Source organism: Cohnella phaseoli, from assembly GCF_003386235.1.
GTDB classification, from domain to species: Bacteria; Bacillota; Bacilli; order Paenibacillales; family Paenibacillaceae; genus Cohnella; species Cohnella phaseoli.
In genome coordinates this window covers 326,617-349,977 of record NZ_QRDZ01000004.1, presented here as the reverse complement: position 1 = coordinate 349,977, position 23,361 = coordinate 326,617, and the positions used below count along the sequence as shown (strand labels likewise).

The 23,361-nt window shown below is 55.3% G+C and carries 17 protein-coding genes; 9 read left to right on the top strand and 8 right to left on the bottom strand.

The window, feature by feature from the left end:
• Positions 1 to 36 precede the first annotated feature (36 nt).
• The 5 genes from DFP98_RS07575 to DFP98_RS07555 form a co-directional block, all read right to left on the bottom strand.
• On the bottom strand, positions 37 to 1,089 hold the full coding sequence (locus tag DFP98_RS07575; RefSeq protein ID WP_116059964.1) for a LacI family DNA-binding transcriptional regulator: 1,053 nt from the start codon (positions 1,087 to 1,089) through the stop codon (positions 37 to 39).
• A 32-nt stretch (positions 1,090 to 1,121) separates the two neighbouring features.
• Positions 1,122 to 1,505, bottom strand: coding sequence for an eCIS core domain-containing protein (locus DFP98_RS07570; RefSeq protein WP_220377063.1), 384 nt, complete (start codon positions 1,503 to 1,505; stop codon positions 1,122 to 1,124).
• Between the two features lie 22 nt (positions 1,506 to 1,527).
• Positions 1,528 to 2,085 (bottom strand): NUDIX hydrolase, encoded by a 558-nt coding sequence (locus DFP98_RS07565; protein ID WP_116059963.1) that lies wholly within the window; start codon positions 2,083 to 2,085, stop codon positions 1,528 to 1,530.
• A gap of 47 nt (positions 2,086 to 2,132) precedes the next feature.
• Positions 2,133 to 3,065, bottom strand: a complete 933-nt coding sequence (locus tag DFP98_RS07560) for an Rpn family recombination-promoting nuclease/putative transposase (RefSeq protein ID WP_116059962.1) — start codon at positions 3,063 to 3,065, stop codon at positions 2,133 to 2,135.
• A 153-nt stretch (positions 3,066 to 3,218) separates the two neighbouring features.
• Positions 3,219 to 4,301 carry a glycoside hydrolase family 172 protein gene (locus DFP98_RS07555; protein ID WP_116059961.1) on the bottom strand — a complete coding sequence of 361 codons (1,083 nt, stop codon included), beginning with the start codon at positions 4,299 to 4,301 and terminating at the stop codon, positions 3,219 to 3,221.
• A gap of 179 nt (positions 4,302 to 4,480) precedes the next feature.
• Here DFP98_RS07555 and DFP98_RS07550 point away from each other — a divergent pair, with 179 nt between their 5' ends.
• Positions 4,481 to 5,350, top strand: coding sequence for an AraC family transcriptional regulator (locus tag DFP98_RS07550; RefSeq protein ID WP_116059960.1), 870 nt, complete (start codon positions 4,481 to 4,483; stop codon positions 5,348 to 5,350).
• Positions 5,351 to 5,511: 161 nt separating this feature from the next.
• Here DFP98_RS07550 and DFP98_RS07545 read toward each other — a convergent pair whose 3' ends face one another.
• The 3 genes from DFP98_RS07545 to DFP98_RS07535 all read right to left on the bottom strand — a co-directional run bounded on the left by DFP98_RS07545 (position 5,512) and on the right by DFP98_RS07535 (position 8,433).
• A complete protein-coding gene (locus DFP98_RS07545; protein WP_181917547.1) occupies positions 5,512 to 6,213 on the bottom strand; it encodes an N-acetylmannosamine-6-phosphate 2-epimerase in 702 nt (233 codons plus the stop codon).
• Between the two features lie 178 nt (positions 6,214 to 6,391).
• Positions 6,392 to 7,339, bottom strand: coding sequence for an ROK family protein (locus DFP98_RS07540; RefSeq protein WP_116059959.1), 948 nt, complete (start codon positions 7,337 to 7,339; stop codon positions 6,392 to 6,394).
• 224 nt (positions 7,340 to 7,563) lie between these two features.
• The gene (locus tag DFP98_RS07535) at positions 7,564 to 8,433 is read right to left on the bottom strand and encodes a MurR/RpiR family transcriptional regulator (RefSeq protein WP_116059958.1); all 870 of its coding nucleotides are present in this window, start codon (positions 8,431 to 8,433) and stop codon (positions 7,564 to 7,566) included.
• A gap of 288 nt (positions 8,434 to 8,721) precedes the next feature.
• Here DFP98_RS07535 and DFP98_RS07530 point away from each other — a divergent pair, with 288 nt between their 5' ends.
• The 8 genes from DFP98_RS07530 (at position 8,722) to DFP98_RS07495 (ending at position 22,968) form a co-directional block, all read left to right on the top strand.
• Positions 8,722 to 9,621, top strand: a complete 900-nt coding sequence (locus tag DFP98_RS07530) for a carbohydrate ABC transporter permease (RefSeq protein WP_116059957.1) — start codon at positions 8,722 to 8,724, stop codon at positions 9,619 to 9,621.
• A 12-nt stretch (positions 9,622 to 9,633) separates the two neighbouring features.
• A complete protein-coding gene (locus DFP98_RS07525; protein ID WP_116059956.1) occupies positions 9,634 to 10,503 on the top strand; it encodes a carbohydrate ABC transporter permease in 870 nt (289 codons plus the stop codon).
• Positions 10,504 to 10,546: 43 nt separating this feature from the next.
• Positions 10,547 to 11,911: an ABC transporter substrate-binding protein gene (locus tag DFP98_RS07520; protein ID WP_116059955.1), complete on the top strand. Its 1,365-nt coding sequence runs from the start codon at positions 10,547 to 10,549 to the stop codon at positions 11,909 to 11,911.
• Positions 11,912 to 12,168: 257 nt separating this feature from the next.
• On the top strand, positions 12,169 to 13,821 hold the full coding sequence (locus tag DFP98_RS07515; RefSeq protein WP_116059954.1) for an extracellular solute-binding protein: 1,653 nt from the start codon (positions 12,169 to 12,171) through the stop codon (positions 13,819 to 13,821).
• A complete protein-coding gene (locus DFP98_RS07510) occupies positions 13,822 to 15,759 on the top strand; it encodes a hypothetical protein (RefSeq protein WP_116059953.1) in 1,938 nt (645 codons plus the stop codon). It abuts the gene before it with no gap.
• Complete coding sequence (locus DFP98_RS07505; protein ID WP_116059952.1) at positions 15,760 to 19,434, top strand: S-layer homology domain-containing protein; 3,675 nt, start codon at positions 15,760 to 15,762, stop codon at positions 19,432 to 19,434.
• A 104-nt stretch (positions 19,435 to 19,538) separates the two neighbouring features.
• Positions 19,539 to 21,320: a sensor histidine kinase gene (locus DFP98_RS07500; RefSeq protein ID WP_116059951.1), complete on the top strand. Its 1,782-nt coding sequence runs from the start codon at positions 19,539 to 19,541 to the stop codon at positions 21,318 to 21,320.
• Positions 21,298 to 22,968, top strand: a complete 1,671-nt coding sequence (locus DFP98_RS07495; protein WP_116059950.1) for a response regulator — start codon at positions 21,298 to 21,300, stop codon at positions 22,966 to 22,968. The genes DFP98_RS07500 and DFP98_RS07495 overlap by 23 nt, the downstream gene beginning before the upstream one ends.
• The last annotated feature ends 393 nt before the right edge of the window (positions 22,969 to 23,361 follow it).

Below are 23,361 nucleotides of genomic sequence, written 5' to 3'. Positions count from 1 at the left end.
CCAAAAAGAGGTTGTTTCAATATTATTTTAAACTTGTTAAATAAAATTATTAATAATATTTGCAACAGAATTCCGCTTTATGAGCTCCGTTGCAAGATACAATGTCTCCGGTCGCGCATCCGGCCGCTCCATTCGTCGCAGCAGCAATTCGACGGCTCGCCTGCCGATCGTCTCCTTGTCCGCATCCACGCTCGTCAAGGATGGAGCGATCCATTCGCAGCGTTCGACATTGTCAAAGCCGACAACGGATATGTCCTGCGGGCAGCTCAGCCCTAGCGCCGCTATCTGCTCCAAGGCGGAGAAGGCGATCGAGTCGTTAGCGCACACGATCGCGGTAACGCCGCCTTTTAGCGCTGCAGAGAACTCAACTTCCGGCAGCGCCAGCTTATCTCCTTCAAGCAGAATCGGGTCGACGAAAGTGAGGGTGGGGGCCTTCCCTTCCGTCGACTCGAATTGCGCCACAGCTCGTTCGGCTCCGCGTTTGCGTTCCGCGAAGCTAAACGAGAAGTCCGAGTCGCCTGCGAACAGCAAGTTCCGATGCCCCTGCTCCAACAGGAAGGAAGCGGCCTCGCAGCCGCCTCTGAAGTTGTCCGCAAGCACGTGATCCAGCTTTAGACTATCCGCCATAACGTCCGCCAACACGACCGGAATCCCCGTCGCCATCACTTCGGCAATGTAGCCGACGGGAACGCGGCCCATGATCACCGCTCCGTCGACTCTGCGATCCGTTATACAGCTCGGCAGACCGTCCTTCACCGGCTCGTCCGTCGCAATGCCTCCCAGCACGAGACTGAAAGCCGAGCGATGAAGCTCCTCCTCCGCTCCGCCGATGACCTTGCCCCAAAACTCGGCGTCCTTGAGATGCGAACGCGGCATTAACACCGCCACATTGCCCGTGCGCGAGGAGGGCACGATCGCCGCCGAGGAGTTGATCGGATAGCCCAATTCAATCGCCGTCAGCCTTACCTGCTCTTTCGTTCTGTCGCTGATCTGCGCGTCGTTCGACAACGCTCTGGATACAAGCGACTTCGATATGCCCAATTTATCCGCGATGTGCTGCATCGTCGGCTTTTTCCTTGATCCTTCCACTGCCGCACCTCTCACCGGGGATGTCAAAGCCGTTATACCCGACCTTGTTTCTGTTGCACGACATGCCAGGCCTCGTGAGGCAGATGCTGCTCCTGGCCTGAGGCGACATGTATGTCGGTTCCTTGCGCATATGCATGAGCGTTGAGCTGCGCAGGCTTATCGGAATGACGATGGATTTTCACATCGTCCATCGAGTAGCCGGATAAATTTTCAATCCCGCTCTTCAGGTTGTCCTGAGGTTCGGAAGGAGTCGCTTCCATCATGTCCATCGTCGCCTGATTGCCGATCGACGCCTGCAGGGCAAACATCTGATCCGCTTGCATGCCGTGCGATCCGCGAGAACTCCCTGTCGACTTGTCGCTTGCGCGTTGGCTGTCCGCTTCCCGTCTCATTCCTTGAAACCGTCTCGTCCCCATCGCCCATCCCCCATCCGTCCGATTACACTCGAAACAACCCGTTCCCGTTTAACGGAACGACCGGCTCCCTGTCGATCGCCAGTCCGTCCATACTGCCGTGCAGCGCCACGTCAACGAGCCATTGCGTGAAAGGCGCGACGTTCATCGCTTCCATCTCTTCCATACTGTAAAACCCGGCGGCGTCGACCTCGACCCCGTCCGGAATCGGCTCTCCGCCGACGTAATCCATCTCGAACGCAATGTAGACGTTATGAATGCTTCTAGGCTGATCCCGCAGCGCGATAATTCCCTTCACACGGGCCTCGACGCCGCTCTCCTCTCGCACTTCCCGGACAATCGTCTCCTCAATCGGCTCGAGCTGCTCGATGTATCCGCCGGGATTGGTCCAATAACCCTTGCCCGGCTCTTGCGCCCTGCGCACGAGCAGCACTTTGTCGTCTTTCACGACAAGCGCGCCCACGCCGATGCTATAATTGCCCCAATGGACGAAGCTGCACTGCGTGCAGGCCCTTCTCGGCGTGCCGTCCACTTCTCTTGTTTCCATTTTGCCGCCGCATGCGGAACAATAGTTTACTTCCACCTGATGTCACCCGCTCGATATGTTGTTAGATTTCGCTTGCCTGATCTTCATTTGGTAAACCTTTTGCGCAGCTCGGCAATTTTCTGTTCCGGCCATCCCGTCACTTTACTGACAAAGTCGGGATCCATCCCTTCACGCAGCATGTTGATGGCTACGGTCTCCACGCCATGCTCCATTCCCTGCTCAATACCTTCCTTAATCCCCTTCTCATACCCTTCCCTGCTCCATGCCGGCATCAATTTGTCCACGATATCTCCCTCCTCCGGATATTTTTCGCCAAGCTCCTGCAGCAGCGACTCATCCTCGCGGATATCGCACTTATTGTACAGATCGGCTACCGACATGATCAGTGCCAGCTTAGCATCATCCAGCTTCCTCCGCAGGCGCAACAGCATTCGCAAATAAGCGAACCGCACCTCTCTGATCTCGCTCTCATTATACCTCATCTTCGCAAGCAGCGCAGCGGCGACCGGGTTGTCCGAGTCGATAAACCGGCGCCAATGCTGGCTGCTCAATTCTACCTTCAAAAAGCGAAAATAAAGCACCGTCCGGCCTGATACCGCCATTTTTAACGAATTGACCTCATCCCTTGCATGATCCATTGTAAAAATCGCGATCGGAATGATCAGCTTATGCCGTTTCCGGTGCCGTTCAAACAGGCGGCTGAAATAAACGAACATCCGTTCATGAAAACGGCTGCCTCTGTAGGACTGTGGTTCCAAATGAACAAGGACGTACGCGTCCTCCCCCTTGTACTTTGTCTCAAGCAACAAATCCAGTGTCAGCGCTTGCTCTCCCACTACATCGACCAACTGCTCCTGCATCAGAAACCGTGTTTGACTGTAGTCCAGGAGCTCATGCACATGAGGAAAAAACAATTCGATAAACTCCGCGAAAAAGGTTTGCAGCAGCTTCTTGAACGCTTCGTCGTGTGGTGTATACTCTCTCGTTGGCTCACTGCGCTCTTTGTCTTCTTCCATGACCTGCACCTCGTCTCCACCGACTCGTCCGAATATAAAAAAGCACACCCACAGACGCCCAAAAGGCGCTGCCGGGTGTGCTTCACGACCGGTCGAATCAATATGTTATTGCCATTATTATTGTCGGGGAGCCAGCTCCTTGTCAAGCTGCAATCAGATGACTTCCCGCTCGTCATTGCCCGGAAGCGCCGGGAATGAGGCATGCGGCTCCGACTGATACCAGAACACCGTTGAGGCGATGTCGCTTTGCTGCGGCAGATAACGTCCGCCGGAGCGCCAGCCTAGATCTTGAATCGTTATCTTCAGCTCCGACTCGAAACGGATCGGGTCCATGACATGCCAGCGGTACATGCCGAAGCGCTGCTGGCTGCGATACAGTCCATCGGGCTTAATGACCTGGTGCATGCCGAGATACGGAGTGGAATAGGTGCCGTACTCGCCCTGGGGCTGCTCCCAGTTCCACGCCCCGCCGAAATAGTCCTCCGTTCCTGTGCCGCAGATCGTCGGAAAATCGCGGTCTCCGTCCATATAAAACTTGATTTCTCCTTCTCCCCACCAGCCCGTGTTGTTCACTTGCCAGGCCAGATACACGCCCACATAATGGCCCTTCCCTTTAACGCCATCAAGAATCGTATGAACGTCCTTGTAAGGCACAGGACTGCTTCTGCGCCACTGAGCGTGAAAATAAGCCGCATCCTCCGGTACGTCGGTCAGCGTATAATCGATCTGGTAATAGAGCACCGCCTTCTCCCCCGACGTATTTTCCACGGTCAGACGCGCCGCTTTCCGGAACGGCATTTGCCAGTAGCTATTCATCCCTCCGGCCGGATTAACGGCGACGGGAAGCGAGTTGACGTTGCACCTCTCCTGCCAGCCGTTGCAGAACAGATCCCCTACCGGCGCCTCGACGGACGGCTGCTCTTCATCGTCCCAGTACATACGAACGATCAGACTCCGCCAGGTCGTAGGAAAACAGGTTAACCAAATATGCTGAATGGCGCCCATCCCTTGAATATTCGCCATCTCGAAGGTCGCTCCCGGCTCGATCTCGACGGAAGGCGAGACCTTCCAGCCGATCCCCAGATCGCGGGCGCAGCCGGCGCCCGTTCCTTCCGTCGCCATACCTCCCTTGCCCTTCTCGCCTGTGAAGTTCTCGGCACTGATCGATCTCGTTACCGCATTCGACAATCGGGATAGATTGCCAAGCCCCATGTCCAAGCCGTTAAATGAATACATGACGATGCTCCTTTGATTGATTATTGTCATGGCTCTTGATGATGAATACAATTAAAACAACGCTTACAACGTTAATATTATTAGATCATCGTCTCTTTTTCTTTAGCAGGGATCGACCTTTATTTAACGAATATTGCTCATCTCAACTGAGATACTCCATCTTAAGGAGCTGATCCCTTATGGACTTGAATCGCTTATCGCCCTATATTCGCGTTGCCTGGGATTCGACGATCTACCCTCCGGTTCATATTCCGGAAAGGGTTCTTTTCGACTATGAGTTGCTGTACATCAAAGAAGGGGAATGTGAGGTTATTGTCGATGGGATCGCCTATAAGGGCATACCGGGAGACCTGTTTCTGTTCAAGCCGAACCAGCCTCATTCTATACGTACGATGAACGATCGGCCGCTGCGTCAGCCGCATCTTCATTTCGATCTGTATTATCAGGATGACAGCCCCGAGGTTCCGATATCGTTTAAGCCTTATTCCCGGTTAAACGAGCGGGAGCGGCAATGGATTCGTCCGAACGACCTGCGAGACATGACTCCGCCGCTCCCCAGCCATATTCGCCTCAACAAACCGGAAGCCATCGAACAGTTGATGATGGACATTATTTTCGAGTTCGACAGCAAATTCCCTTACTACGAGACGACGGCCAAAGGCTTGTTCATTCAGCTCTGGATGCACCTTCTTCGAGAAATCCATTGGCAGCGCAGCCCGCATCTTCACTCCAACCGCGAGCAACTGGATCGGGTCAAAAACTATCTGTCCCATCATCTCCACGAAGAAGCGACGCTTGAAGAGCTCGCCGGGCTGGCCAATATGAGCAAATATTACTTATGCCGGCTGTTCAAGAAAGCTTACGGAATAACGCCGATTCAATACCATCTGTCCGTTCGGCTGGAGAAGGCGAAAGAAATGATCCGTTTCACCGACCTATCGTTGACGCGCATTGCCGAAGAGCTGGGCTTCCAGAGCATACATGCGTTCAGCAGAGCGTTTCGCACGCGCGAGGGGGTGTCCCCCTCCGCTTACCGTAAAACAAGCTAACCGATCGTTCCATGCCGTTACGCGAGCGAATCCGCGCGTTTGAACGCCTCTTACGGTGGCGGACCGCTACGCGAGCTAATGTAAGTCAATTCATCGGACATACGCAAAAAGCCGGGAGATTTGCTCTCCCGACTTGTCCCGTTTAACACTGAAAAACGAATTTAGTTGGACGCCTTAAACGATTGAAAAACGTTGACGAATCTGCGCGTAATCAACTGCGGGCGGGTTATCGCCGTCCCGACGACAACCGAGTGAGCCCCCGCTTGCAAGCAAGCCTCACACTCCTCCGGCGTCCAGATTCTCCCCTCAGCCAGAACCGGCGTCTCGCGCAGCTCGGCCAGTCTCCGAACCAACTCGATATCGGGCCCTGCCTGTTGCGGGCTATGCGGAGTATAGCCCGACAGCGTGCTCGATACGAGATCGACGCCCAGCTTCATCGCGGCGACTCCTTCTTCAAAAGTCGATACGTCGGCGACAATGCCGACCTGCGGACATGCTTCGCGAATGCCTGCAATGAAATCTTCTAAAGATTGACCGCCAGGCCTCGGCAGCGAGGTCGCATCGACGGCGACGAACTCCGCTCCGGCTTCGGCGATCTCCTTTACTTCGGACAGGGTCGGCGTAATGTAGACGTCGGAATCGGCATAATGCTTCTTATACAATCCGATCAGCGGCAACCCGCACTTCCTCTTGATCGCGCGCACATCCTGAGGCGTGTTGGCCCGGATCGCCACCGCTCCGCCTTCCGCTGCCGCTGCCGCCATCACGGCCATATGCTCCGGGCCGTACAACGGTTCGTTATCCAAGGCCTGGCAGGAAACGACAAGCCCCCCGGCCATTTGATCAATAAGTTTTTGAATCATTTCATCACCTGCTATTCTAAGTTTGCATAGCCAAATGCGGACTCGCAATACTTTGCGATGGCCTCATTATAACAGTCCGCTCTCCCCAATTAAAGATATTTCTTTTATTTTAATAAATAAAAGAGGATATAATCTCCAAAATGAGAACTTAGAATGCCCATTAATTACGCTCATTCGTTTAGATATTACCACCGTACAACCACACTTGAGCTGCCGCTCCGATCACTCCGGCGTCGTTGCCGACATAGGCGGGCAGCAACCGGTAAGCCGATCTGACGCTTGGCGATGTGCGGCCGCGCACCTCCCGGTCTAGCTCATCCAGAAAGACGGAGCCCGTCTCCGAAACTCCCCCGCCGACGATGACCGCCTGCGGATTGCACATGTGAATGTAGCCGGCGATCGCCGCCGCAAGCGCGCGGATCGCAATTCCCATAACCTGCGCAGCTTGCGGGTCACCTTGGAGCCATGCTTGCGCGATCTCGCGGGAGTCCGCTCGCCAAGCGGGAAGCTCCTTGGCTGCGTCGATCAACTCGCTCCCGAGTCGAGCAATGCCCGAACCGGAGGCGTACAGCTCCACACACCCGTTGTTGCCGCAATTGCTGCAGCGCGGTCCGTTAAAATCGACGGAAACATGGCCCAGCTCACCGGCACAGCCCTGTGCCCCCCGAACGATCCGCCCCGCTTCGACGATCGCGCCGCCGATTCCCGTTCCAAGCGCAACGCACAGAAAGCTGTCCAGTCCCAGTCCCGCTCCATACAGCCGTTCCGCGACTGCGACGACATTCACGTCGTTGTCCACATAGGTCGGCAAGCCGAACCTCTCTTCCACGCGCGCCTTGATCGGCGTCCCTGTCCAGCCCGGCAGCTGATCTCCGGCAAAAGCAACCGTACCCGAAGCAAAATCGATTTGCCCGGCGCTGCCTACGCCGATGCCCGTAATTCGGGCGTTCGCGGGCATCCGACTCAGAATTAGCCCGATTCCCGACAGCAGCTTACCCATCACTTGATCCGGCCCAAGCTGCGCTTCGGTCGGCAGCAGATGACGGTCGACTACGCGTCCCTCCCGATCAACGGCGGCAATTTGAATTTTCGTCCCCCCGATGTCCGCTCCAATCGCATACTCCATCTTTCTCTCCCCTTCTATTTAAATGGAACCAATGAAGAGGGAAGAAGCCATTCTCTTCTTTCACTTCAAACGGGTCATCTTTCCGAAGCTTCATTGGTTCATTTCAGGAAATTCGAAATAATCCTTTTATTATCTCATTTAAGGAGAATTTAATCTCCAATCAAAATCAAGCGGATACCCTCAATTAGAGGGCCGCTTCATTCCCCAGACTTAAACTATCCTATTCAATACAGCTTGTCCACGACCGACATCGCCGTCTTGTCCAGCGCCTGATTCGCTCCCTGCGCCTTCATCGTGAGCAGCGTGGTCAAAATATTAAGCAGATGAACCTGAGTGAACTTCGTCGACAATGCGCCGCCCTCAGTCGGCAGCTCTCGGGACGGGACAAGCAGCACCGTATCGGCGTAGGCCGCGATCGGCGAGCGCAGATGGCTCGTCAGGCAGATCACGACGGCTCCGTTCTTCTTGGCCTGCTTCACCGGGTCAACCAAGTCGCGCGTACTGCCCGACGTAGAAATGCCAAAGACGAGATCGCCGGGCTTAACCAGCGAAGCCGACATCGCAATGATGTGGGAGTCCCGATGGGCTTCGACGTTAAATCCGGTGCGCATCAGACGATAATGGAGATCCAGTGCCGTAATGCCGGAAGAGCCGACGCCGTAAACATAGATTTTGTTCGCGGCCAGCATCTGGTCGACCGCCATTCGAAGGCTGTCCGCGCTAAGCAGGTCCAGCGTGTTCTTCAGCATCATCTCATGATTCATCGTCACCTTGCGGGCGACGGTTATCAAGTCGTCGTCTTCGCCGATCACCGCGTTGGCGAGCGATGAAGGCCGGTCCACCAGATCCTGCGCGACCGACAGCTTAAATTCATGATAGCCGCGAAACCCCAGCTTGCGGCAAAACCGGATAACCGACGTCTCCCCGACGCCGGCTTGCTCCGCCAAGTCCGTCACGGTTGCCAGCACCGCTTCTTCCGGATTGGCGTTTACGGCGTCCGCCACCTTCTTCTCGGCTTTCGTCAGCGCCGAATAGATGCTCGAAATCATGAGCAGCGTATTCGATTGACTCAGCTTGCTCCCCACTCTAGCCAATCGTTCTTCACCCGTTTCTTTTCGTTTAATAGTTCAAGCATACCGGATATAAAAACGACTGACAAGCAACGAATCGGATATTATTTTCATTTCCCACATTTATATCGGAATTTCTTTTCAATCCATTCTCGAACTCTCTCTAGTGACCATTCCGGAGCCTTGGAAGCCAAACAAGTAAACGAATGGCAGCGAAAGTAAAGAGACGGAAATAGAATCCCCTCCGGCGCCGCTCTATAATCGAGAACAGCAAAACTAAACCGTTTACAAAAGAGAGAGCAAGGTGACCCTATGCGTCGTAGATTTACCGATTCCCTGACGGGATATTTGTTCATTGCGCCCTATCTTGTCGGAGCCGTCGTTCTTTTCGTCATTCCGGCGGCAATGTCGCTCTACTATTCGTTTACGAGATTCAAGGTGATCTCGCCGCCCGAATTCAACGGCCTCGATAACGTGCGGATGCTGCTGAACGATTCGTCCTTTATGACGGCCTTCAAGAACACCTGGCAGTTTGCCCTGATTTACGTGCCCATTCAGGTCGCGCTTCCGCTGCTGTTCGCGGTAATGCTCACCTATTCCGGACGATTCTTCAAGGGCAAAGGAATGGCCGTCCTGCGCGCCGTCTACTATTTTCCCGCCGTCCCTTCCTGGTTCGTCGTCGGAATGGTGTGGATCTGGCTGCTCGCGCCCGAAATCGGCATCGTCAACGGCATTCTCAGAGCGTTTGGAATGTCCGACATCGCTTTCCTCGGGATCGGCTCCGGCACGCTGATTCCCGCCTTGGCGCTGGTCGCCGTATGGAAAGGGCTGGGCTATGCGATGTTCATCTACTATATCGGCTTGAACAATATTCCCGAATCGCTCTACGAATCCGCCGAAATCGACGGAGTGACGAGGTGGCAGCGCCTGCGCAGCATTACCGTGCCGCTGCTCTCCCCGACAACGTTTCTGGTCGTGATCATGTCGATCTCCAGCGCTTTCCAGGCGTTCGACCAGCAGTTCACGATGGTGTTCAACCGGTACAACAAATATTCGGATACCCACCTGATGGTCTATCTCTATGAAAAGGCGTTTCGCTATTTGGACATGGGCTACGCGTCCGTAATCGCCTGGATATCGTTCCTCTGCATGATCGCGGTAACGCTTCTCGTGCTGCTGCTGCAAAAGCGCTGGGTTCATTACGAAGAATAGGAGGCGAATCTATTGAACAGTCACGCATATCCCGGCAGGTCCGGAAGAAACCGCAGCTTCTTCTCGATCTTGAATGCCCTCATCCTGCTGGTCGGCGCAGCCACGATGCTGCTGCCCTTCGTCTGGATGATTCTGGCTTCGCTGAAAACGAACGGGGAGTTCCTGAATACGTTCAAATGGTTCCCGGAGACGCCCCGCTGGGACAACTACGAAAAGCTGCTGTTTCCCGACAAGGGGCATCCGTTCCTGCTGTATTTTTACAACACGGTCAAAGTAACCGGCCTGGCGATGATCGGCACGGTTCTGTCCTGCAGCCTTGTCGCCTTCGCCTTTGCGAGAATTCCGTTTCCGGGCAAAAGCTTCATTTTCGGCTTTGCCGTAATCTCGATGTTTCTGCCGTCCCAAGTGACGATGATCCCCCAATTTATGATTTTCAGAAATCTGGGCTGGATCGGCAGCCACTACCCGCTGATCGTTCCGCCCTTCCTGGCCACCGCCTTCGGCATCATCTTGCTCCGTCAGTTTTTCCGCTCCATTCCGAAGGAGATGGACGAGGCGGCCAAAATCGACGGCGCGGGATGGTTTAAGATCTACAGCCGCATCCATCTGCCGCTGATGATCTCTCCGATGCTGACTTTGGGCATTCTCACCTTGCAGGAAAAATGGGGCGAAATTCTGTATCCGATGATCTTCATCGGCAAGGACAGCAGTCTATGGACGATGGTGCTGCGCATCCGCGACATTTCGACCGGGCAGTACAATCAGAGCCCCGAGCTGGAGATGGCCGGCAACGTGCTGCTCGTGCTGCCGGTCATCGTGCTCTTTATCGTCGCGCAGCCCTACTTCGTCAAGAGCATTTCCACTTCCGGTGTCAAAGGATAATATCCCTGACATAAAAACGAACGCAACCTTAGGAGGGGTACAAGTGAGCAAGTCAAGAAAGTCGGTTTTATCGCTGTTCGCGCTCGTCATGCTGACCTCGGCGGCGCTGACCGCCTGCAGCTCGAACAACAATAACGGAGGGACCGCCAGTCCGTCGGCGTCATCGTCCCAGGCAAGCCCGGATTCAACGGCGGAGGCCAGCGGCAATACCGCGGATAACGGTGAGCCCGTCACCATTCAGGTCGCCTATTACGCCGACGAGAAAGCGCGCGAAACGTTCGGGCAAATCATTGACAAGTTCATGGAAGCCAACAAGAACGTCACGGTCGAAAACGTAGGCACCGACTGGGGAACGCACTATACCAACTTAAAGGTAGACTTGGCGGCGGGCCAAGGTCCGACCGTCTACTTGCTGGACGGCCCGTACATCGCGCAATATGCGAGCGAAGGCGCGATCGAAAACCTGACCGACCGTCTGAAGGATGTTAAGCTCGACGATTACTTCGGCTTCGAGGCGATCAAGAACGCGAACAACGAATATTTCGCCGTTCCGCAAGCGATTCAAGTCAATGCGCTGTACTACAACAAGGAGATGTTCGATGCCGCCAACGTCGCTTACCCGACGGCGGACTGGACGACCGACGACGTGTACGAGGCGGCACAAAAGCTGACGAACGCGGACGCCAAGCAATACGGAATCGGTCTTGCGAACCATTTCCGTTACGGATGGTATACGACGATTCGCCAATTCGGCGGAGACATTCTGGACGAGTCCCGGACGAAGAGCACGTTCGCCAGCGATCCCAAGGTCAAAGAAGCCATGGTGTATATGAAAAAGTTCTGGGATGAAGGCCTTACGCCAAGCCTCGTAGCGCAGGAAGGCGAAATCACCCCTAACCACGGCACTTGGTTCCCGAGGGGCATCGTCGCCATGTTCTACGACAACTTCGCCAGAAGGCTGTCCAACGATCAAGAAGGGATCAACTACGACGTGTCACTTATGCCGAAAGGAGTTGGAGGCGTCAATTACAGCGCGCTCGTCGCCAATTCCTGGGTACTGAACGCGCATGCCAAGGATGCGGAGAAGGAAGCCGGCTGGAAATTCATTGAATATTTCCTGAGCGATGAAGCGCAGCAGCTGAACGCCACCCTGTCGGAAGGCATCACCGCGAAGAAATCTACGGCAGAAGCAGCATTGTCCCAACATCAAGGGAATCCGGAGCACATCAAGGTGTTCCTGGACAGCATGCAGTATGCGTCGAACGTCGGGGATAACCCGCTGTGGGAGGAATGGATCGGGGCGATTGATCCGATCTTCACGGAATACCTTTCCGGCAAAATCGCGATCGATCAGCTCCTGGAGCAAGGAGACAAAGCCGCGCAAGCGGTGCTCGACAAGCTGAAATAAAACTATCCGTGCTACAATGGGAACTAGTTGCTCACACGATTGACGCATCGATGCCTGGGGCGTGTATGCAAACCCGCTCAGAGGCATCTATCACCGCCTTTTCGCCCCCTGCTTCGTCACTTTTGCTTGACGTACCCCCGGTACGCCTTCACAAAAGTTCCTTGCATGGAACGAAAATTCGGCAACATCTGCTATCCTCGGAGTATGCATACACGCCCTAGGGTGAGCGTGAGCGACACTTAAAGGAGCATGCGGTCATGATCAATCGTAAACGAACGATCTCGTTAATCGCGCTGGCGGTATGCGGAATCGCCGCCTTCCTCCTGTTCGGTCCGATGGCCGAACGCGAGGAACGGCCTTCCGCGGCCGTCGGCCCGTTCGAGAAGTACGAGCCGACTATCACGCTTTCGGCCGTGCGCAATCTGAACGACAGCACCGTTTTCCGGGAGGGCGAATCGCTGACCGACAACGTCTGGAGCCGAGATTACTTGGCGACTCTCGGCATTCAAATCAAATATTTGTGGACGACGAACAAAGGCACCGAGGATTACAATCAACGATTAAAAGCTTCCATTCTTACCGGGGAGCTTCCGGATATTTTCGAAGTCGACAGCCTGCAGCTCAAGCAGTTGACCGATGCCGGCCTGATCGAGGATTTGACGGAAGCTTACGAACGTCATGCGTCGCCGAAAGCCAAAGAAATGATCGAAGAAATTGCCCACTCGCTGGATACGGCCACATTTGACGGCAAGCTGATGGCGATTCCGCAAGGGGCTTCGATGACCGATCAGTCTCAAGTGCTGTGGGTGCGGCACGATTGGCTGGACAAGCTCAATCTGCCGGAGCCGCGCACGATGCAGGATATTCTGCTTATCTCCAAAGCTTTCGCCGAAGGAGATCCGGACGGCAACGGGCAACGCGACACTTACGGTCTCGGCCTGAACATGGGGCTGCACACCCGGATCAACTGGACATCGCTGAAGGGCTTTTTCAACGGCTTTCATGCCTATCCCAGCAGCTGGATCAAAGGCGACGACGGGCGAATCGTGTTCGGCGGCATCCAACCGGAGGTCAAGACGGCGTTGACCGCGCTGCGCGACATGTACCTTGACGGTCAGATCGATCCGGAGTTTTCCGTAAAGGATCAGAACTATATGGCCGAGGAGCTGGTATCCGGCAAAATCGGCATGCAGTACGGCGCCTGGTGGAATCCGACGCATCCGCTGCAAGCCAGCAAGGACCGGGACCCCGGGGCGGATTGGCGGGCATACGGCATTCCCTCCGTCGACGACGTGCCGGCTAAGTTCGAATACAACTTCCCGATCTACAGCTATTTTGTCGCGAAAAAAGGCATACGGCATCCGGAGGCGCTCATGCGCTTGCTGAATTTGATGGTTTACCGCGGCTATGAGAATCCGGAATGGAGCCATTTTTTTATCGGCAAGGACGGGTTCCAGTACAACAACTACCCGCTCGTTTACACTTGGCCGGAGAACGGCAGCATGAAGAACTATATCCGACTGCAGAGCGCGTTGAAGAACGGGAGTCCCGCCGGCCTCAGCGAAGAGGAACAAAGCTATTACGACAATATCGTCGCTTATCGCCAAGGGGATAACCGCTACTGGTTCGAAGAAGGCATGTACGGCCAAAGCAGCGCCTGGGCGAAAATTATGGAACATAATGACAGCGGTTACATTCAAATGAACGAATTTTACGGTCCGGCGACCAAAACGATGAGCCAGGTGACCGCCATCCTGGACAAGCTTACGCTGGACACCTACACGATGATCATTATGGGAGAGCTGCCCGTCGACGCCTTCGACGACTATGCGAAAGACTGGGGCGATCTGGGCGGAGACAGAATTACCGAAGAGGTCAATCAATGGGTAGACCAAAGGAGGCAGAGCTAGTTGAAACTGAAAAAAAGCCCTGCGCACTATGCCATTCTGCTGTCCCTCGTTATCCTGCTTATTTCCGAAATGGCGATGCCGTCAGAAGCGAAAGCATACACGCCTTCCAGTGTACTAGCGTATGAGACTTCGTTCGAAAACGGCGGAGAATCGGAATGGATCACGGCGGCCACCGGCTTTACTTCCGGCGAACATCATTCCTATTCCAAGTCGTTAGCGTACACTCGAACTTCGGCCGGCACCTATATTTATCCTTCCAAAATATTGCCGGGGCAAGGCGGAGAAAGGTTCTACGCGACGGTCTGGATCAAAACCTCCGGCCTCAGCGGGCCGGGCGGCGCGACGCTCGCGCTCGAAGCGTTGGATTCGTCGGGCAACTGGGTCGGCGGACAATACCTTCCGGGAGTCGCGTCAGCCGGTTGGACGCAGCTCCGGCTTCCGATCTACACGCTGCCCGCGAATACGGCGAAAATCAGCGTTTCTCTTTATCTGGAGCAGGGTACAACCGGGCAAGCCTGGTTTGACGACCTGCAAGTATTCGAGGTTCAATCGGCGCCGTTATTCTATGCGTATCTGGATTACCCCTCGTACCGCGGGAAGCTCATCTCAGGCGACCATACGGACATCCGGGTCAAAACCGTTCCGCATTCCTGGTCGGCCGATTTCAGCGGCTACACGACCAAGGTCAGTCTGTACGATTCTTCCAACGTCTTGTTGAATTCCGCAAGCTATACCGGCCAGCAGGCTACGGCCACCTTGTTCGCCGGCTCCGGACTTGCGGCCGGAAGCTACAAGCTGGTTGTTCAGTTGATCCGAACATCGACGGGACAGGTCAAAGGCTATATCGAGAAGCCGATTGCGAAAACCGGCTCCACTCCGGCCGATTACGTCGACAAGTACGGTCGGCTGTGGCGCAGCGGCAGCTTGTTTTTCCCCATCGGCATCTATACCGCCGATATTACCGCAGCGGATTTGGCGGATCTGAGCGGCAGCGCCTTCAATACGATTTTGGCATACGGCCATCCCGACCTGACCAAGTTGAATTTGGCCGATTCTTATGGCATGAAGGTCATTTACTCCTTCAAGGATTTTTATTACGGCTCTCCTTACGCTCCGTCGTTCATTACGAGCGAGGCGGACGAGGCGCCGCAAATCGCCCAGCACGTGAACTGGTTCAAATCTCATCCGGCGCTGTTGGCCTGGTACTTAAACGACGAGGCTCCGAACGATCCCCGGCTGCCCGCCCATTATGAAGCGGTCGTCGCGAACGATCCGGACCATCCCGCTTATATCGTGGATTACAATACGCCAAACCCGGACCAGGTGCTGCGTTCCACGGACATCTTCGGAATGGACCGATATGTCGTGAAGGGATTGTCCGGCGATCCGATCGCCGAACCCGGCGCTTATCAGAAGGCCGCCAAAGAAAACCTGTGGTTCCGGGGCCAATGGCCGGTCGTGCAGGCGCATAATCTGGCCAACTACGGTCAAGGCGGTACCCGTCCGCCGACTTTGCAGGAAGTCCGCAATATGGCGTGGCAGTATTTGACCGAGGGCGCGACGGGGTTGATGTTCTACTCCCTGTTCGACCTGAAATCCGATGCGAGCGGCGTGCCTTACGCAACGCTTCTGAATCGCGTGAAGCAGGTGGCGTCCGAGGTGGAGAGCTTCGTTCCGATCCTCCTGTCCGTCGATGCCACGCCCACCGCGACGACTACGGGCGGAAGCTGGCTCAACTGGATGGTTAAGCAGTACGGCGGCGATACGTATATTTTTGCCGTCAATAACGGCAAGTCGAACCGAACCGCCTCGTTCACCGTACCCGGCGCGACTTCCGTGCAGGCGGTAAACGAAAGCCGTTCCCTGGCTTTGACGGGCGGCACGTTCACGGATTCGTTCAGCTCCTTGGGCATTCACATTTATAAGGTAGAAAGATAGGTGATTCGGTTGAAAAAAATAGCGATGGCTTTTCTTGCCCTGATCCTGGTTTTGCAGTTGGCCCCGATTTCCTTCCTTGGCGGCGATTCGCTTCGGATCGCGGCTGCGGCGGAGGCCGATGTGCTTGTGATGGAGGAATCGTTCGAGAATCCCGCGGACGAACGCTGGATAACGGAATCCAGCGGTTATGACGACGGCGAAGCCTACACGGGCAATCATTCCTTGAAATACGAGCGTTCGGATGCCGCGTACTATAAATATCCCCAGGTTTCTTTGGCAATGGAGCCGGGTGAGACCTATTACGCAACCGTCATGCTGAAGACGGAAAACGTAGGCGCCGGCAAGGCGAGAATCGCCCTGGAAGCGTACGACGGAGACGACTGGAAAGGCGGACAATATACGGACGGCCTTGCGCCGGCCGATTGGACTCTGCTCAAGCTGCCTACGTATACGGTTCCCGAGGATGCCGGCAGACTTCAGGTGTCGCTGTATTTAAGCCAGGGCGATACCGGAACCGTCTGGTTCGACGACGTTAAAGTCTATAAGAAAGCGCCGGCCGGAAGCCAGTCGGGTTACTCCACCTCGTTCGAGGACCCCGACGACGCGACCTGGCTCAGCGGCTCGACCAGCTATGACGCTGCCGAGTCCCGCACGGGCCAATACTCCTTGAAGTATACGAACGGCCCGGCCAATTCTTCGCCCAGCTTTGATTTTAACCTCACGCCCGGCGTCGGTTACTATGTATCGGTGTGGGTGAAGACGGACGGCGTCGCGGACGGAGACGGAGCTAAGCTTGCTCTGGACGCGGTCGATGCCGGCGGCAATTGGATCGGCGGCTCCTATGCGAACCCGATCAATCCCGGCGATTGGACTTATTTTCGGATTCCGCTGTATACGGCCCCGGCCAACGGAGCCAAAGCCAATCTGACGCTGTACACGCAAGGAACGACGGGTACGGTCTGGTTCGACGATCTGACCCTCCACGAAGTCAAGCCCAAGCTCATTCAAACCCGGCTGGAGTCTCCGGGATATCGCGGCATTCTGTCGCCGGGGACAGACGCGGAGATTCGAGTCCGAACCGAAGCGGCAACGGGCGCGGATCTGAGCGCCTATACGATACGCGCCAGCCTTTTGCAAGAAGACCAGACGGTTGTCGAGGCGACGTATCTGGACGGCCCGGGCGGAGACGCGGTCTTCCCCTCGGCCAAGCTGGCTCCGGGCACGTATCATGTTCGCGTCGAGGCTGTATTGTCCGGAACCGATACGGCGGCGGACTCGGAGGAATGGACGATTCGCAAATTGGGAAGCGCCGCGGAGATGCCCGAATCCTACGTGGATAACGAAGGCCGATTCTGGCGGAACGGAAAGCTGTTCCTGCCGATCGGAATCTATGCGGACAAAATCGTTCGTTCGGAGCTGGAGGAGCTGAAAAACAGTCCGATCAACACGCTTCTGCCCTACGACCTCCCTTCCGGGGAACAGCTCGATTTGGCGGCGGAATACGGCAAACAGGTCATTTTCTCGTTAAAGGATTTCTTCTACGGCTCCGCATGGGCGCCCGAGGGCATCAACAGCGACGAAGACGCGGTGAGCAAAATCGGCGAATTCGTCAATCGGTTCAAAGACTATCCGGCGCTGCTGGCCTGGTACTTGAACGACGAAGCGCCGAACGACGATCGGCTGCCTTCCCATTATGAAGCGGTCAAGGCCAACGATCCGAATCATCCTGCCTATACGGTCGATTTCCATCTGCCGTCCGCCAGCGTGCTGGCGAAAACAACCGATATTTTCGGCTTGGACGTCTATCCCGTCAAAGGGCTGGAGGAAGATCCGATCGGCGAGCCGGGCGAGCTGCAAAAAGCGACTACCGAGGCCATCGGGAAGAAGGGACAATGGGCCGTCGTGCAGGCGCAAAATGTCGGCAACTACGGCCAAGGAGGCTTGCGCCCGCCAACCGAGCGGGAAATGCGCAATATGGCGTGGCAGTATATTACCGAAGGCGCCCGGGGCATTCTGTTTTACTCGTTGTTCGATATGAAGAACGATGCAAGCGGGCTCCCCTATGAAGAGCTGCTCGGCCGCGTGAATCGCGTCGCGCAGGAAATCGCGGATTTGCAGGCGTTTATTCTGTCCGACCGGCCGGCCGACAATGTTCGAATCGCAGAGGGAGACGGCGATTGGCTGCATTGGATAAGCCGCAAGGTCGGCGACAAAGACTATATCGCCATGGTCAACAACAGCCAGGAAGCGCAGCGGGCCGCCATCGAAGTGCCCGAAGGAATGCGGCTGAAGGTATGGAACGAGAATACGTTTCTCCCGATCTCGAATAACCGCTTTACGGGCAGCTACTCTCCTCTGGATGTACAGATCTATGAGCTAAGCGCCAAGTCGGGGTCGGGCGGCGGCACTTCGAACCCGGATCCGGGCTCCAGCTCCGGCACAGACTCCGGCCCGTCTACCGGGACGGAAGCTCCCAACAACCCGCTGGCCGATCTTGAACAGGAGTTGAACGGCCTCCGCGAGCGGTTGGACGGGGCGTCCGCTTCCGAACAAGCGGCAATTAACGCCCAAGCGATAGAGAAAATCCAGGCGGCCGCAGATCGTATCGGCCAGTTGGATATGACGCCTTACCTGCCCCGCTCTAGCGGCGATGAGACCGGAATCGACACCCCGGCACTGCTCGCTCGGATCGATTCGATCGGAGAGGCGTTCGATCGGCTCCGCGAACTGCTTCGAGGCTTCTCCCCCGAAGCGATCTTGCCGGCTCGACTGTCGATGACGTTTGAAGGATCGTCGGATGAACTGCAGGTGAAGCTGGAGCAAGCTATTCTGGAACGGCTACTCGAGAAATCAGTCGCCCAAGTCACCCTTGACTGGCAGGGCGTAGAGTTACTCTTCGCGCCGTCCCAGCTTCAAGGCGACGTAGAAATCCGTATCATCAGGACGAGCGACGATCAACAATTAGCGGCGCCTGTCTATGAAATCCAGCTGAAAGTGAACGGGTCCGTTCCGACCGAATTTAATCCGCCGATTACGCTGGGTCTGCCGCTGCCGACCGGAGCGGATCTGGACAAGGAATTGCTGGCGATGATCGAATTTGCGGGCGGACGTACGGAGATTGTCGGCGGGAAGCTCTCCGGCGAGAAAATGTACGCCGAGTTGAGCCGGCTTCGTTCCAAGTATGCGGTCGTTGAGAATCGAGTGGAGTTTAACGATCTCGATCGCGTAGCGAGCTGGGCGGGCCGTGCAATTCAAGTCGCCGCCGCCAAGGGCTTCATGTCCGGCGCCGACAACGGCCGGTTTGCTCCGGAGAGCCCGATTACGCGCGCCGAATGGGTTGCGCTTCTGGCGAAGGGGCTGGAACTCGGCGACATGGACGTGGAACGGGATATGCCGGTTTCCGATGCGCCGGTTACCCGCGCGGAATTGGCCGCCTTGGCCGGACGCGCCGTCTCCCTGCTGACCGGCCGGCCGGTTCCGAGCGGCGAAAATCCGCCGGCGCTGCTCCGCTTCCGGGATGCCTCGCGGATTCCGGAAGAGATGACCGGAGCAGCCGCCCTGGCCGTGAGCCTGGGAATCGTCAACGGCGTCGACGCCAACCGGCTGCTGCCCGAAGGAATCGCAACGCGCGCGCAAGCGGCGGTTGTTCTTTACAGATTAATGGGAATCCGCTAGACCGATAGAATGACCAGCAGCTTGAGCGATTCCGCTTAAGCTGCTGGTCCCTATTTATAAACGGCTTGTCTATTCGCAGAGCGCCTAAACTAGAGGGGAATGCCATGAATCCTTTCCGCATGAAATCTTCCAGTATATTCTTTAAGCTGGCCATCGCTTTTTTGGTGATCATTTTGCCGTTGTCCATTTTGAGCCTGTTGATCAATTCCTCAAGCTCCCGGACGGTAAAATCCCAAATCGAACAATCGCTCGAATACAGAATTCACACGTTCGTGACGGGGATCGACGCCGACTTCAGACGGATTATGCGCTTGCGCAACGAGCTGTTGTCGGACAGCGACCTTCAGGTCCTCAGCTTTTCGAGGAACCAATTGACGAATTTCGAATATTCCAGAGCCGTGCTTCGCATCCAAGAAAAGCTTAGGCTGCTTCAGGCTTCAAGTCTGTACCTGGAAGATATCAGCGTCTATCTGCCGAGAATTCAGCGCAATATCTCCTCGCGGGGCTTCGTTCCGCCGCCGACCGAAGGGGAGGTCCAGTCTCTCAAGCGCTCGACGCTGGCCTCCCCGATCGTCTATTGGAACGATCAATACCTGATCGGCGGCTTTTATCCCGAATCGTACGGCATCGAAAACAACGACCTGGATCATTTTCTCCTGTTGAAAATGACCTTATCGCAAGAACTGCTGCGCCAATCGCTGGAAGAGCTTTACGAAACGGACCTCGGCGGCAGCATGCTGCTGCAAGCGGACAAAGAATGGCGAATCGCCAGCGGACAGCCTGCCGCAATCGAGCAAATCGCGCATTCGGACTCCTCCAAGACTTTGCTGGCATCGATGGATGACAGTGATTACGGCAACGTGAACGTGAAAATCGGAGGAACGTCCTATAAGGTGATCTTCGAAAAATCGGCCGTTCTCAATACGAATATTATCGCCTTTTTGCCGGAACGCGAAATTCTGAATCCCCTGCAGAAATACCGATATTTATTTTGGACGATTATGCTGACCTCGATTTTTATCGTTATTCTTTTTTCTTATTGGATCTATCGAATTATCCACCAGCCCATTCGCCGAATCGTCCGAGCGTTCTTCAAGCTGGAGCAAGGCAATCTGAAGGTCACGCTGAAGCATAACCATAATGACGAATTCGGCTATTTATACGAACAATTCAATGCGATGTCCCGCAAGCTGCAGGAGCTCGTGCACGAGGTCTACGAGGAGAAAATCCGCTCGCAGCGCTCGGAGCTCAAGCAATTGCAGTCGCAAATCAACCCGCATTTCCTCTATAACAGCTACTTCGTGCTGCACCGGGTCGCCCAAATGCACGACGTGGACACGGTGATCCGCTTGACGCGCCACTTAGGCGAATATTTTCGCTATATTACGAGGAACGGTTTGGACGATATTAGCTTGGGACAGGAATACCGGCACACGAAATCCTATATCGAGATTCAGACGATGCGTTATTCGCGGCGGATCAAGACGGTCTGCGCGGAATTGCCGGAGGAATGCCGGGATATTCCGGTGCCGAAGCTGATTTTACAGCCGATATTGGAAAATGCGTACGAGCATGGCCTTAAAGACAAAGCGTCCGACGGCATCGTCAATATCTCCATTACGCTTAAAGATCACGCCGTCTATCTCTCCGTGGAGGATAACGGCGAAGACTTGAAGGACGAGCATCTCTTGCAGTTGAACTCGGAATTGCAGCAAGGCATGAATCTGGAAACGACCGGGATGCTGAACGTCCACCGCAGATTGCAATTAAAGTACGGCAAACCGTACGGACTAGCCGTCGACCGATCTCCGCTCGGAGGCCTGCGAGTCGTCTACGCGATTCCCATCATAAAGGAGACGCATCATGTACAAGCTTCTGATCATTGACGACGAGGACTTGATCGTACAAGGGTTGGTGTACCTGTTCGAAAATCGTCCCGACCTTGAGCTGGAAATCTATTACGCCTATTCCGCGCTGGAGGCGCTCGAATGGCTGAAACGCACGAAAATCGACATCGTCCTCAGCGATATTCGCATGCCCGGCATGTCGGGGATTGCGCTGCAGCAGGAAATCGTCCGTTTATGGCCGCATACGATCGTCATCTTCTTAACGGGGCACGACGATTTTAACTATATCCAGACGGCCAGCCGCAATCAAAGCTTCGATTATATTCTGAAGACAGAGGAAGACGAAGTGATCGTAAGCGCCGTACGCAGAGCCGTCGATCGGCTGGACGGCAGGTTCGAGCGCGAGCGGCTCCTTGAGCGGGCCCGCGAACAGATCAAGCTGGCGCTGCCTTCGCTCCGGAAGGAATGGCTCCTGGAACGGATAACGGGAGAAGCGGCGGATAACGGTTCGGAGTTGGAGCTTCGACTGAAGGAGCTGGACATTCCGCTGAACGCGGCCGCCCCGATTTTGATGATGCTCGGAAGACAGGACGATAGAGAGCCCGATGGCAGGACAGCGGATCAGACGCTGAAGAACTTCGGCCTTCAGACGATCGTGAATGAGGCGCTTAGTCCCACGTTAAACCTGTTTTCCTGCATGTACGAGTCCGGCAGATGGATCTGGCTGATTCAGCCGAATATCGAAGGTCTGTTGCCGGAGAATGAAGATTTCGAATGCTCTTGGAAGCATGCCGCGCTTCTCGTTCGCGAATCCTTGGCGAAAATTCAAGAGGAATGCCGGAGGCAAATCGGGCTGAGCGTGTCTCTGATCGCGGGAGCTTCGCCGGTGGCTTGGGCGGATTGCGAGCATGCGTACAGCTTGCTGAAGCGGATTCTCTATATCGATTACGGCCAGCGCAAGGAGGTGCTGCTCTCCGAGTCGCATTTGTCGCCGAACGAAAGGCTGGAGCACGACAAGGATATTTCCCACTGGCTGAAAATGAATAAAATCCAAACCCTGCAAACCTATCTCGAAACCTCGCAGAGAGAACGCTTTTTTTCGTTGTTTTACGAGCTGGCGCGCCATATCGAGGAGAGCGGCCTCGACTTGATGAAGCTGCAATGGTTTTATTCCGTTGCGCCTATTTTTTTCAGATTCATGAACACGTCATTCGAAGAAAACAACGCGCTGCGGATCGATGTCGACATGCTGACACAGCTGAATCGCCACAGCTCCTGGGAAGACGCGGTCGATTATATCGCCCGGCTGGCCGAAGCGGTGTTCGATGCGCAGAAAACGGACATCGGCGAACGCGAATTGGAGATCGTCGCCCGGATCAACACCTACATCGAGGACAACCTCGCGGGCGACCTATCGCTGACCCGAATCGGAGAAGAGGTCGGCTTCAATCCCTCCTACTTGTCCAGATTATACAAGCAATTGACCGGGGAAGGCCTGCACGATTCGATTACCCGAATGAGACTGAATAAAGCGGTTGAACTGCTGACTCAGCCCTCGACCAAGATCCATGAAATCTCCTCGGCGCTTGGCTTCGAGTCTCCGGCTTACTTCACCAAATTTTTCAAGCGGGTCACGAATCTGACGCCTTCCGAATACCGGGAGAAGGAGCTGAGCATTAAGGATTAACGAATTGGCCTACGTTCCACAGCCTCGGTAGCTCGGAGGCACTTTTTTGGCCTACACTCCGCAGCTTCGATAGTGTGGAGGCACTTTTTTGGCCTACACTCCGCAGCTTCGATAGCGTGGAGGCACTTTTTTGGCCTACACTCCGCAGCTTCGGTAGCGTGGAGGCACTTTTTTGGCCTACACTCCGCAGCTTCGGTAGCGTGGAGGCACTTTTTTAGCCTCCGCTCCGTGGCCTTGGCTACTCGGCTTCGGTCCGCAAAAATAAAATGGAGCTGTCCCCTAAGCTAAGTCGCTTAAGTTGATCAATACACAAAGTAAGGGGTATGCACCTCCTGTAGACGCCTCATACGCTCCCGAAATTACCCTGTGACGGGTTTACCCATTCAGATTTCG

What these genes read in the sequence shown, in the direction of transcription:
- DFP98_RS07545 (WP_181917547.1), bottom strand. Translation starts at nt 6,213, where the DNA reads ATGATTCAAAAACTTATTGATCAAATGGCCGGGGGGCTTGTCGTTTCC.
- DFP98_RS07540 (WP_116059959.1), bottom strand. Translation starts at nt 7,339, where the DNA reads ATGGAGTATGCGATTGGAGCGGACATCGGGGGGACGAAAATTCAAATT.
- DFP98_RS07495 (WP_116059950.1), top strand. Translation starts at nt 21,298, where the DNA reads ATGTACAAGCTTCTGATCATTGACGACGAGGACTTGATCGTACAAGGG.
- DFP98_RS07515 (WP_116059954.1), top strand. Translation starts at nt 12,169, where the DNA reads ATGATCAATCGTAAACGAACGATCTCGTTAATCGCGCTGGCGGTATGC.
- DFP98_RS07560 (WP_116059962.1), bottom strand. Translation starts at nt 3,065, where the DNA reads ATGGAAGAAGACAAAGAGCGCAGTGAGCCAACGAGAGAGTATACACCA.
- DFP98_RS07530 (WP_116059957.1), top strand. Translation starts at nt 8,722, where the DNA reads ATGCGTCGTAGATTTACCGATTCCCTGACGGGATATTTGTTCATTGCG.
- DFP98_RS07570 (WP_220377063.1), bottom strand. Translation starts at nt 1,505, where the DNA reads ATGGGGACGAGACGGTTTCAAGGAATGAGACGGGAAGCGGACAGCCAA.
- DFP98_RS07500 (WP_116059951.1), top strand. Translation starts at nt 19,539, where the DNA reads ATGAATCCTTTCCGCATGAAATCTTCCAGTATATTCTTTAAGCTGGCC.
- DFP98_RS07550 (WP_116059960.1), top strand. Translation starts at nt 4,481, where the DNA reads ATGGACTTGAATCGCTTATCGCCCTATATTCGCGTTGCCTGGGATTCG.
- DFP98_RS07555 (WP_116059961.1), bottom strand. Translation starts at nt 4,301, where the DNA reads ATGTATTCATTTAACGGCTTGGACATGGGGCTTGGCAATCTATCCCGA.